Here is a 12,482-nt window from a genome sequence, read left to right as displayed (position 1 = left end):
AGTCTAAGTAAAAATTATAAATTACAAGTTTTCCTAAAAGAAGAATTGAATTTTTTTAGTTTTTAATTAGATAAAAAATAAAACTAAAAAAGCACTAAAAATAAAAATACATTAAATTTAATCAAAACGTAATTTCTTTTTGATTAAATAAATAAGAAGGAATGATATTATGAAAATAAAATATAAATTGTTAGCCGTGAGCGCTGCTATAGTTCCTGTTGCGGTTGCAGTTTCGGCTAGTGTAATTACCCGGAAACCAGAATTAAACAAAGAAATTGATGAAAGGGAAGAAATAAAAGAAAAAGATGAAACTTCAGTTGAAACTTCTACTTCGTTAAATACAAGTGATTCCAATAAAGAAATTGATGTAACAAAAGCATCTAATGAATTAAAAGAAGAAATCACAAAACTTCCTTTATATTCTCCTTTGTATCGTGCTGATGCTTATAATGAATTTTTTGAAAAATTAGAAAAAGATTCAGTTAAATACATATCTGAAGGAAAAGTAACTGAAGAAGAGTTTAAAAAACAAGTTAAAGTACTAAAAGACTTTTATGCAAAAGTTTTAGAATTAAATTTAGCTCTACAAATTGGTGATCAAAACGAAATGGCTGAAAAACTTAAACAACTGAGAAATCAAAAAGATTCGATTTTCTTTTATAATAGCGGAAGTTACAAACTTTCTATTCAAGACTTTCAAATAAATAACGATAGATTAATTAAAGAATATGCATTAGTAGTTGAAGAAAATTATATTAAAGAACATCCGGAATTAAAAGAAAAAGAAGATGTTGCTCAACCAAGTAAAGATCCAAAAGAAGAATCACAAAAATCTAATGAAACCGAAACTAATGTAGAAGAATCAACAACCGCTAATCAAGGCAAAGATGAGAATATTGATAAAGAAACAGAAACTACAGTTAAACAATTAGAAGAATCTGGAAAAAAAGATCATGAAGATACTTCTGTTGAATCTAGTGAAGGATCAAGTGAGTCTGCACCTTCAAATCCTAATGAAGAACCTAGTTCTGATGAAGATCGAGGAAAAATTGATAAAAAAGAGGATAATGAACAACTAGGAAAAGAAGAAAAAAATACAAAACCCGACACCGAAGAACAATCGAGAGAATCTACTAGTGGGGAGGGTGATGAAAAAACTGAAGAAAAAATAACTCAGGAAGAAACGAGTTCAACTCAATCTCAAACTTCAGCAAACAATACGTCGCCTGAATCAGAAGCTGAACAAGAAAAATAACTCTTAATTTATTCTTTTGGGATTAAAGATTAAATTAAATAAAATAAATTACAATACTAATTTCAATGCCTTTGATTAAGGTGTTTTTTAAGAATATTAAAATTACGATGATAACTTGTTATCATCGTTTTTTATCTTTTAGTATAAATTAGAATTGAAAAAACAGAATAATTTATTTAATATTGTTTGAACAAATTTATAAGAAAATAATAAAAATTTTGAATCCCAATAATTTACCAATAATAATATTTCTAAAAAGAAATTGATTTTTAGATGTTCCTATTATTATAATTTTCTACCTATTTAGTATTTTATAATAATTAAAATCCAATATATAAGTAAAAACTTTTATATTTCAGTTTGTATCTTTATAAAATGAATTAATAAAAAATATTAATAATTATGCGATATATTCTAAAGTAGAAAGTTTTTTCGAAAGATATTTAATTAACATTGTCATATTTAGCTATTAAGTATCATTAATAGAATAAATCTATAAAAAATAAAATTTAAATATTTTTTCTAAATTAGGATTAGAATTATGAAAAATATTTTTTAGTTTAACTAAAGAATTGAATTTTTAAATCTATTGTTGGTGTTTCAATTAAATATTATTTAATTTCTTCATTAGTTTCTTGTGAATTTATAGTTCAATAAAATTGAATTAGTAAAATAAATTTTTATATTATTTATAAATTTTATTTTGTGTTTTGTTAAATAAATGAATTATTTTTATGATATAAAAATATCGCGATCTAGAAATTATTTTTCGTTTTGAAAATTTTTCATAAATTAAGACAAGTTATATTTTTAAATAATGAAAAAGTTCTTCTCTTTTGCATTGTTTGTAAGATTAAGATATCAATTAATAAACATTATTAATGATAGATTTATAAAAATTAAAAAACATCATATATTATTATCAGACATATGATGTTTTTTGTTTATTTAATTTCAATATAGAATATTTTTATTAGTATTTTGCAAAAAAAGTTAGAATAGATTTATTCTTACTTTTCGGTATTTTCTTTTGGTTGGTTTGTTTCTTCTGTTGATTTAGGATGTTCTTTTTCGAAATTGGCTATTCATTCGTCCATTAATTTATTTTTTTCGGAAACAACTTCAAGGTATTTTTGATATGGATTTTTTATTCTTTCTAAAAACAATTCTTTCGCTTTATCTTTTGAAAATAAAGCATTATAATCTTGAAGATTATTTTCAAAATCAAAAGATTTTAGTGTGTCAAGTCAATTATAATATGCATCCATAATAGCTTTTGATATTTCAAAGGCAAATTGGAATTTTTCTTTTGTTTTTTCTGATTCTTTTTCGGGATATTCTTTTAGAACTACTTGAATAATTTTTATAATTCAGTCACTTATTTTATTATTAGAATCTGAGTAATTAAGAACATCGGTAGAGGTATTTACCAATGATGATCAAGCTTTATTGGTTTTTGATTCTTCTCAGAGAGTTAATAATTTTTTTCTTGTTGATTCATCTTTTAAAGAATTGCTTCATGATTGTTCAATCTCCTCAGAAGGCATAAAGGTTAAGTTATAAATATTTGTAATTAAATTATCTATCTTTTCATCAAAAGAATCATCAATTAAACTTTTACTAATTAATTCATTAACTTGTTCTTTGTTTTTTAGATTCTCTTCTTTTGAGTTTTCTTCGGATTTTTTTAATTCTGTAATTTTATCCTCAATATTCTTCTTGTCTTGATTTATTTTTTGGATTTGGCTATCAAGAAATTTTTGATAGTAATCAAAAATTTCTTTCCGTTTTTGTCAAATACTATTTTTTGTATAAATAACAGAAAAATCTTTTTTTACTGTTGCATTTGCGCCGATATTACCTATTGAAATATTTTTTAAGGCTTGGTTAAATGATGTTAGTAATGTAATTTTTTGGTCTACCTTTGGTAAGAGATCGTTTTTATAGTGTTCTATTGTTTTGTCTAACTCGCTATCAAAGTGATTGATTCAATCTGTCATTATTTTATCTTGCTCTTCAACTACTTCAAGATATTTTTCGTATAAATTGTTTAATCTTTCTAAAAAGATTTTTTTGACTTCATCTTTGTGAAAAATCATTTCGCTTTCATTTTTATCATTAAGATTAATCGATTTTAGTCCACCTAATCAATCATAATAAGAATTCATAATTTCACTAGCTGCTTTATTCATGATTACTTCTTTTTGAGTATTTTTATCTTTTTGATTTTCTGGATAGCTTCTTTTACTCATTTTTATAAGATTTTTTATTCATGAACTTTCGCCATTATTAGGTTTTCCAAAGTTAAGAATATTCAATGGAGTCATAATTAATTCGAATCACGACTGAGTTTTTGATAATTCATCAGTTCAAAGACTAAGTAATTTTTCTCTTTTTTCTTTATCATGAAAAGAATTTTCAAAAGCTTCTGTAATTTCTTTTGAAGGCATAAAGGTTAAGTTATAAATATTTGTAATTAAATTATCTATTTTGTTGTCAATATTTGAATTTATTATAGATTTATCAAATAAATCGTTTATTTCTTTTTTAACTTTAATTAATTTTTCAAAATTTTCATTACTTTTTTCTTTTTTAATATTTTCTCAGTTTTGAATTTTTTCTTCTAATAGTCTAATTGAATTATCAATTTTATCAAGTTGTTTATCAAGAAATTTTTGATAATAATCAAAAATTTCTTTGCGTTTTTGTCAAATGCTATCTTTAGTGTATACTTTTGAAAAATTTTGGGAAACTGTAAAACTATACCCGATATTACCTATTGAAATATTTTTTAAAGCTTGGTTAAATGATTTTAGTAATTTAATTTTTGGTTCAGCTTTTTTGGTTAAGTTATCTTTGTATTTTTCTATTTTATTGTCTAAACTTGTTACTTCTACATCATATTTAGATAAATCGTTATTTTTTTCATTAGTGTTTGATGAATCGGTTGGGTTTTCTTTTGGTTTTTGTTGTGGTTGTTTATTTGTTTTGGTAGGATTTGTTTCAGTAGTTGTAGCTGTTTTATTTTCGTTATCACTATTATTAGGTGCATCACTATTATTGGGTGCTCTTTTTGTAGCAAAATAAACACCTATTCCAATTCCTCCAATTGCAACTACTCCAGCTGATACAATTGATAATATAATTAATTTCTTTTTCATTTTGAATAATCCTTTATAATTAAAATTTAAATATGCATAAAATTATATATTTTTATCAATTTATATTAATTTTTAATGTAAAAAAATGTAAAAAAATAAGAGCAATTTAACCAAAACATCCAGAAAACAGGCAGAAAACAAAAATTTTATATATGAAAAATTTTCATATGCTTATTTTATAATTTTTTATTACGGTTTCTAAATTCAAAAATTGTTTATAGTCAAGTAAAAATAAATATTTATTAAATGCAAATTTATTTATAAGCATTTCTTTGGATTATTTTTCAAAGGAAGAAGATATAAAAAATAAATTAACAAAAAACACATGATATTTTGGTGTGTTTTTTGTAATAAATAAAAATTAAAAAGATTGTTTATTTTTTTGATATCTTTCTATTTTTTTGTTGTTTTTTAATTTACTATATTCATTAGTAAGTTAATATAGTTAAAACCTAAATCATAGAAACTTTTAGTTAAAAGGACGATTTTAGTTTTTTAAAATATTTATAGGTTTATTATTGCATCCAGTACTAAGGTAGTTATTCATTTAATATTTTGCTGCATTGAAGTTTCTTTTTGTTTATATTTGTACAACACGAAATTAGAATACAAAATGCCACTAGGTATATCCTAGTGGCATAAATCAGCGTAAGTGATATTTTATTTTAAAGTCCTGCTAATGATCTCATCACAAGATCAACGTCTTTATTTTCTAGTTCTTGAATAATGTGAAGATAAGTTTTTTCTGTGGTATTCATATTAGAATGACCTAAACGTTTAGCTACACTAGCAATAGAAACACCTGCAAATAGTAATATTGATGCATGAGTATGTCTTAATCCATGAATTGTAAGAATAGGTACTTTAGCTCTTTTGCAATGTCTTTCGAGAATATCATTAACAGTAGCATTATAAATTGGTTTGTTTTGTTTTATAAAAAGCGGTTGATCTTTAGGGAGATCTTTTATAAGTGCAGAAATTTGCGAAACAATCATTCAGTCAATTTGGATCTTTCTTATTGATGATTTATTTTTTGTTGGTTGAAATCCGCCTTTTCCTTTATAATTCCAAGTTTTATTAATTGAAAGAGTTTGCTTTACAAAATCAAAATCATTTGGAGTTAATGCTATTGCTTCTGAAAATCTCATACCGGTTTTAGCAATGAGTAAAATGAGTCAGTCAAAATTAATACCTTGATCCAGTTTTAAGTCCGATATTAAAGCGTGTAATTCATATTGATTAAGATATTTTATTTTTTTAGGTCTTGGAGCCTTACCTTTAATAATTACTTTACGGCTAGGATCTCTTGATATATATCCTTCATCTACTGCATCTAAAATGGCTGCTTTCATTTGATGATGAAAGTCCATAGTTGTTTGTCTTTCGTGTGTTTCAGCATAGTCATTAAGAAGTTTTTGATAAGTTATTCTATCTAAATCAGCTATTTTAAGTTTAGGGGCAAGTTTTTTGATCCATTGAAGTGTTAATCTGTATTTATCCATGGTCACTTTGCGTATTGCTCCTTCTTTATAAATGCTAATTCATTTTTCATAATAAGTCTGGGGTGAAATAATATGTCAAAAAACCAAACAAAACCATCGATAAGATTTGCTGGATTTACTGAAGATTTCTATGGCTTGGGAACAGTGTAAAATTGATCACTTAATAGAAAAAGGAGGATCCGGAGGAACACCTTCAACATCAAATAAAAAATTCTATGAAGGCAAAATAAATTTTTTAAGCATTACAGATATATCCAATTCTGATGGTTATATTTTTGAAACAGAAAAGCACATAACCGAAGAAGCTTTATTATCATCATCGGCATGAATCGTACCCAAAGAATCGATATCTCTTGCTATGTATGCTTCTGTAGGTAAAGTGGCGATTTTAAAGGAAAATACAGCTACATCACAAGCTTTTTATAATATGGTGATCAAAAACATTAGCGTTAGAGACTATCTTTACCAATATTTTAAAAAAATGGAATTTAATAATGAATGGGCTCCACTTATTTCAACCGGCACTCAATCTAATTTAAATGCAGAAAAAATTAAAAAATTAGATTTATTTATTCCAAAAAATGATATTGAAAAAAGAAATATTGGATATTTATTCAATTATTTAGACTCCCTCATCACCCTTCATCAGCGTAAGTGAAAAAAATCCTTAGAACAAAGATGTACTAAGGATAAGTTTCTTTTTATTTTTGTATATTTAATAGAGATAATCTTAATTGACAATTAAACTTTAGTCTTATAGTAATGACTTATATTTTGAGAATTTAATAATTTCTTAATTTCTCTTCATGTTGGCATAAATTTATCTAGAATTGATTTAAATTTATGGTTGTGTGTTTTTTCAATTGTGTGTGCGAGTTCGTGTAAAACTACATATTCAATACCTAAAATCGGGACTTTAGCTAATTGAAGATTTAAATTAATTCTTTGTGTTTTGATATTACATGATCCTCATTTGGTTTGCATATTAGTAATTGTATATTTACTGCATTTTAAACCTGTTTTTTCTTCAATTTTCGGAATAAGAATATCTAGTTGTTCTTTTAATATTTTCCTGTATCAATTGTTAAAAATAACTTCTCTTTGTTTGGATGTACTTCCATTTCTTACTATAAAGTTAATTTTATGTCCTATTATGTTTATGCTATATTTTTTGTTATCATAATCTACTTGTAAGAAATATTTTTTTCCTAATAGATATACTGTCTCACCTGAAACGAATTCTCTTTTAGATTGTCTAGGTTGATTTTTAAATGATTCTACTTGTCTTCTAATTCAAGGAAGCTTCGTCAAAATAAATAATTTTATACTTTCATCAGGATAATTTATTGGGCAAGTTACTACTATATTTCCAAAAGGAGGTTTTACATACAAATGAACATTTTTTATCTTTTTTCTTATAACTTTTATTTTTAAACCATTAATTTTCATTAATACTCATTCTGTTTTAAAACTATTTCAAACGCTTCGTCAACTTTTTCTTTATCTTTTAATATTTCAAAAAGGGCCTGTTTTATTATTTGTTCCTTAGGTTTATTGCCTCTAAAAGAATCCATCTTGTTTTGTAAAACAGCATGATGAAGATCGTTAGCTAATTTTTCATCTTCCCCAAAATTATTATAAAACGCTATCTTTGCAGGGCTATTTTTAATAGATTCTGGGTATTCAAGATTATCTTTAGGTGTTTCTATGCTATTTGCTAATTTCTCGTATTTTTCAAGAAGTTCTTTATATAAAATGACTCCTTTTTTTCTATCTTCAATTAGTTCTTCTAAAATAGATGACATTTTTTGATAATACTTTGGATTATTCGGGTTTTTTTCGACTATTTTTTTTGCGATATTGTTTTCGATAGTTTCTGCAGCCTGTTGTTCTGATTCGAAATTAGTTCTTTTTTTGTTTTCTAAAAAGCTAGATTTTGTAGATTTTATAAAATCCAATAAAGTAAAATCTTCTAATGCAAAAGACAATGTACTATCTCAGGCAACAATGTAATGATCTATTAAAAGTCTCATATCAGGTTCATATACTTTTAAATCAGTAAAATCACCACTTGCCCGGAGAATAATTGATTTTAATTCTGTGTAGAATAAAACTTTTTTGTGAATAATATTTTTTTGTTCTTCGCTATATTTTAAATCATTTTGAAATGGTTTAAAATTAGAATAAGCTCTAATCAATTTATCTGTTAATGAGTATAATTTTTTTCTGATTAAAGCTTTTTCTTTATCTTCGATTACTTCGTTTACATTTTGACCACAAAAATAGTGTTGATAATTAATTGGATTTTTAGGTTCTTTAACTCCTTCACATAAACTTTCGATTGAGTCTAATGTTTCATAGAAATATTTTTCAGATTCTTCCTTATTATTTTTTAAAAGATCTACAACATCCTCTTTGTCATATCCAGCAAAAGGGTTTTCGGAGTTATATGTTTGCATTGCTTTATTTAATGATCCGAACAATTGTTTGTAATCTACTATATAACCAAAGTCTTTGCTTTGACCATCTAATCTATTAACTCTACACACAGCTTGAAATAAACTATGATCATGCATTGTTTTATCAATATAAAGATAGGTGCAAGGTGGAGCATCAAATCCTGTTAAAAGCTTATCAACAACAATCAACAACTTCATATTTGAAGGCTCTTTTATAAATTTTTGTTTTGCTTCTTTTTCAAAAGCTTCTATTTTTGTAGTGATTTGATCATCTTTAAAATTAGAATCAGGATTAATGCCAATCATTTTCATATAAGTTTTATATTTTTTAATTTCTTCAGTATCACTTTCATCATCTACAAATTCTGTCCTTAATTTGTTTTTGTTTGGAAGATACGAAGATATAATCGCACATTTTGTAAAATTATTATTTGTAAAAATTTCATAATACTTACATGCCGAGTAAATACTATCCGCAACAAGTATAGCATTCCCTTTTCCGCTTTTTAATCTATTTTTAGTCTCAAAATCGAATATTATATCCATTACTATTTTTTCTAATCTTGATTTAGAGCTATATATTGCTTGCATATTAGCTCATTTCTTTTTCAATTTTGCTTTACCAATATCGATAAGTCCAGATGTTTTAGATTCAAATCATTGATCAATTTTTTCTTTTCTAGATAAATCTTGAGGAATGTCTCTTGCTTCATATTTTAAATCAAGAACTACACCATCTCTTACGGCTTCTTTATATATATAAGAATGAATAAAATTACCAAATATTTCCATGGTATTTTTTTTATCCTGTTTAAGAATTGGGGTACCAGTAAAACCAATAAAAATTGCTTTAGGCAAAATTGTTTTCATCGCTTTATGTAATTTACCTGATTGTGTTCTATGACATTCGTCAACAAAGACATAAATATCATCTTTTGGTTCAAAATTTTCCGGCAATGATTTTTTTAATTCTTTAATATATTCTTCAACATCATCTTCGGTTTCTTCTTTATCATGTCTACGAAATTTATGAATTAAAGAGCAAATTATTCTGTCTTCATATGAATTAAGTATATTAAATAAATGTTCTCCGCTCTTTGTTCTAACGATCTTTTCTTTTACGCCATTATATAATTTTTCTATTTGCTCATCTAACTCTTCTCTGTCGGTTATTATTAAAACTCTAGATTTACCTAAATTTGAGATAATCCATTTAGAAAGTCATACCATGGTTAGAGATTTACCAGAACCTTGAGTATGTCAAATGATGCCGTTTTCTTTTTTGGCAAGTCTTTTTTGGGCTCGCATAACAGCAAAATATTGGTTGTATCTACAAATTTTTTTAGAACCTCTATCAAAAATTACAAAATTTTCAATTAAATTTAAAAATCTTTTTTTATAAAAAATGGAATAAATATCTTTTAATAGTTTACTTTCAATTTCTCCAGAGGAAATATCATTATTAATTTTTAAATCTACTTCATTAATTTCGTCTTCATTACCGATAAATTTGTCATTTTGTCATACTAGATATTCTTTTTCTGGAGTTTGAATTGTTCCGTATTTTAATCCTTCACTTTCGTTTCCTGCTATACAAAATTGAATAGTAGCAAAGAATTCTGGAATAAACATTTTTTCTTGATTTGTTATATTTTGTCTAATACCTTCAGCAACAGAAATTGAACCTTTTTTAAGTTCTATAACTGCTACTGCTATACCATTTAAATAAATAACTAAATCCGGTCTTTTTTCACTCGTTTCAACAATGGTTACTTCTTCGGCAATATAATAATCATTATTCATTGGATTTTCAAAGTCAATTAAATAAACAGTTTTTGGTGTATTGTTTGTATTTTCTGTAACTTTTATACCATATTTTAGCAACGAATAAATATTTTCATTTTTTTTATATAAATCTTCAGACCCAGTTAGAGTTTTATTTAATTTACGGACTGCTTTTTGAGCAATTTCTTGACTATATTTCATTTTTTTGGTTAAAAAATATATCAATTTATCTTCTATTATGTTTTTATTATTTTTGTTTTTAGAAAGATTACCTATATATTCATAATCTAATCATTTAGTATCTTTAAAAAAATTTATAACCTTATTTTGAGTTTCTTTTTCTGTTTCTCAGATATTTTTGTCCATAAATAAACTCCTTTTTTATATAAACATCTTTTCTAATAGAGATTTTTTGATATTTTTAAGCTTTTCGCACTTACGCTGATGAAGGGCGATGAGGGACTCAAGGTTATTAAATAATTTACCAATTTTAAATTGTTCACTAGTTTTGGCTATTTTAACTTCTATATCTTTGTAATCGGAAAAATATAAATGTTTTATAACGCTACCAACAAGTAAATTTTCTAACTTTGTACATTCTAAAATATTATATAAATACATAATATTATTATGCTTATTTTTGTTTGCTAAAATGGCGGAAGTGCTTGTTACAAAAGTGTTTTCATCCATTAATTTAATCTTTCCAGCAGAACCATCTTTAACTATAGAAATATATTTTTCTGGAACAAAATATTTATTAGTATAACCTATTAATTGGTTTGTGTCCGAAACCTTATATTTTCCTTCTGAAAGAACGCTATTTTTGTGTAAAGGTGAGGGATAATAATTAAAAAGATCTTCTATTTTACACTGTTCCCAAGCTTCCACGAATCCTTTAAATCTAATTTTGGGCGTAACTTCACCATCAACAGGAAACATTTTTTCTAAAAGCGACCTTTTCATATTAATTAATTTTTCATACTTACGCTGATGAAGGGTGATGAGGGAGTCAAAATCACTAATTAAATGACTAATTTTTATTTGTTCTTCCAATTTGGGATAATAAGATTCAAAGCCTAATACATCATTTACTGATAAATTTGTTTGTTTTACTCCGTCATCAAAATCTAAAAAATATTGATTTCTATTCATTCGTAAACTTAAAAACTTATTATCAATATTTGTTATTGGGGTAATGGCCGCAATTCGTTGATTTAAGCTATATAGTCCCGTTTTTTCAATTAAATAAGTTTTTGCAATGGCTCTTCCATTAGGAACATCACTTAAAACAAAACATATATCCCCTTTATATAGAGGTTCTTTTTGTTTACTAGTTTTTTTAATTACACCGCCTTCTGTGGAAATAAATTTGGAATTAACAACTATATATTCTCCATTAAAAGAAATATTATCTTCATGAGCTTTCCCATTTCTATATGATGCAATATTTAATAATTTACGCTGTTCCCAAGATTCAATAAATTCTTTCAATGTAATTTTAAAGTCAATTTTATTATGATGCAGGAAGACTTTTTCAAGAACAATTTTTTTATGTTTGTAAAGCTTCGTTACTAACACTGAAAATAAGAAATTGTTTTTGTAAACGTCTTTAATTAAATAATTCAAAGCTTGAAACGAATTTTGCTGATGAAGGGTGATGAGGGAGTCAAGGTTACCTAAAAGTTTAGCAATTTTTTCTTGTTCTGCATATGAAGGATATAAAACTTCTAACGTTTCAAAGTCAGGTTTTGAAATTACAAAACGCTGCACCCCTTTAGCTTTTAATGCCATTTGTTTACGTAGATATACTGTATCAAAACCATAATTAGGATAAGTTAAATAAAATACATTATATTTTGGTCTATATCTTATTAAATGATATGAATATACTGTATTTGGTAGGTTTTCTTCTATTACTAAGACATGTCCTATATCTTCGGCGGTTTCAGATGTAGGTGTAAAATATATATCCCCAGCTAAAACATTATTGTTTTTAATTTGTTCTGGCCTAGCCGTTACTTGCATTAATTCCGTACAATTGTTTGTAGTTATTTTTAATCTATTATAAACATCCATATAGTTAAGAAGATTTACAGGAATTTCATTCTCTTTACTTAATTTATCAACACCATTTGATGTAAAAACTCCAAGTTGTTCTAGTTTACACTGTTCCCAAGAATATCGTTTTTCTCTAAAATATATATTTGGACTAAGATTAATAACGTTTGGGAACAGTGTAAAATAGGTGATATTTTTAAAGTTACGCGAGGTTTTGTTCTACCTATAAACAAAACAAGCGAAATAAAAACTTATAAAAATC

7 protein-coding genes are annotated in these 12,482 nt (G+C 25.5%); 2 read left to right on the top strand and 5 right to left on the bottom strand.

All coding sequences use genetic code 4. The features are described 5' to 3' along the window. Window positions 1-169: 169 nt before the first annotated feature. Entirely contained in the window at window positions 170-1,255 is a 1,086-nt protein-coding gene (locus tag Q349_RS01870; RefSeq protein WP_036464473.1) for a hypothetical protein, read from the top strand. Between the two features lie 1,010 nt (window positions 1,256-2,265). Here Q349_RS01870 and Q349_RS01865 read toward each other — a convergent pair. Both Q349_RS01865 and Q349_RS01860 read right to left on the bottom strand, forming a co-directional pair. Further along, window positions 2,266-4,416, bottom strand: coding sequence for a hypothetical protein (locus Q349_RS01865; RefSeq protein ID WP_036464471.1), 2,151 nt, complete (start codon window positions 4,414-4,416; stop codon window positions 2,266-2,268). A gap of 665 nt (window positions 4,417-5,081) precedes the next feature. Then, window positions 5,082-5,918, bottom strand: coding sequence for a site-specific integrase (locus Q349_RS01860; RefSeq protein ID WP_084270840.1), 837 nt, complete (start codon window positions 5,916-5,918; stop codon window positions 5,082-5,084). Between the two features lie 130 nt (window positions 5,919-6,048). Between Q349_RS01860 and Q349_RS01855 the strand changes: the two genes are divergently transcribed. Next, entirely contained in the window at window positions 6,049-6,663 is a 615-nt protein-coding gene (locus tag Q349_RS01855) for a restriction endonuclease subunit S (protein WP_051616750.1), read from the top strand. Here the strand turns inward: Q349_RS01855 and Q349_RS01850 are convergent. From Q349_RS01850 to Q349_RS01840, 3 genes are read right to left on the bottom strand one after another with little or no spacing between them, the layout of a single operon-like run. Then, on the bottom strand, window positions 6,660-7,367 hold the full coding sequence (locus Q349_RS01850; protein WP_036464465.1) for a M48 family metallopeptidase: 708 nt from the start codon (window positions 7,365-7,367) through the stop codon (window positions 6,660-6,662). The two genes, Q349_RS01855 and Q349_RS01850, sit on opposite strands and share 4 nt — an antisense overlap. Further along, window positions 7,367-10,528: a type I restriction endonuclease subunit R gene (locus tag Q349_RS01845; protein ID WP_036464462.1), complete on the bottom strand. Its 3,162-nt coding sequence runs from the start codon at window positions 10,526-10,528 to the stop codon at window positions 7,367-7,369. Before Q349_RS01845 ends, Q349_RS01850 begins: the two co-directional genes overlap by 1 nt. A 15-nt stretch (window positions 10,529-10,543) precedes the next feature. Further along, on the bottom strand, window positions 10,544-12,364 hold the full coding sequence (locus Q349_RS01840; protein WP_281171156.1) for a restriction endonuclease subunit S: 1,821 nt from the start codon (window positions 12,362-12,364) through the stop codon (window positions 10,544-10,546). Window positions 12,365-12,482 lie beyond the last annotated feature (118 nt).

Source organism: Mycoplasmopsis sturni DSM 22021, assembly GCF_000701485.1.
Classification (GTDB): domain Bacteria; phylum Bacillota_I; class Bacilli_A; order Mycoplasmatales; family Metamycoplasmataceae; genus Mycoplasmopsis; species Mycoplasmopsis sturni.
Note: the sequence above shows the minus strand (reverse complement) of the source record. Positions and strands in the feature narration are given on the sequence as shown.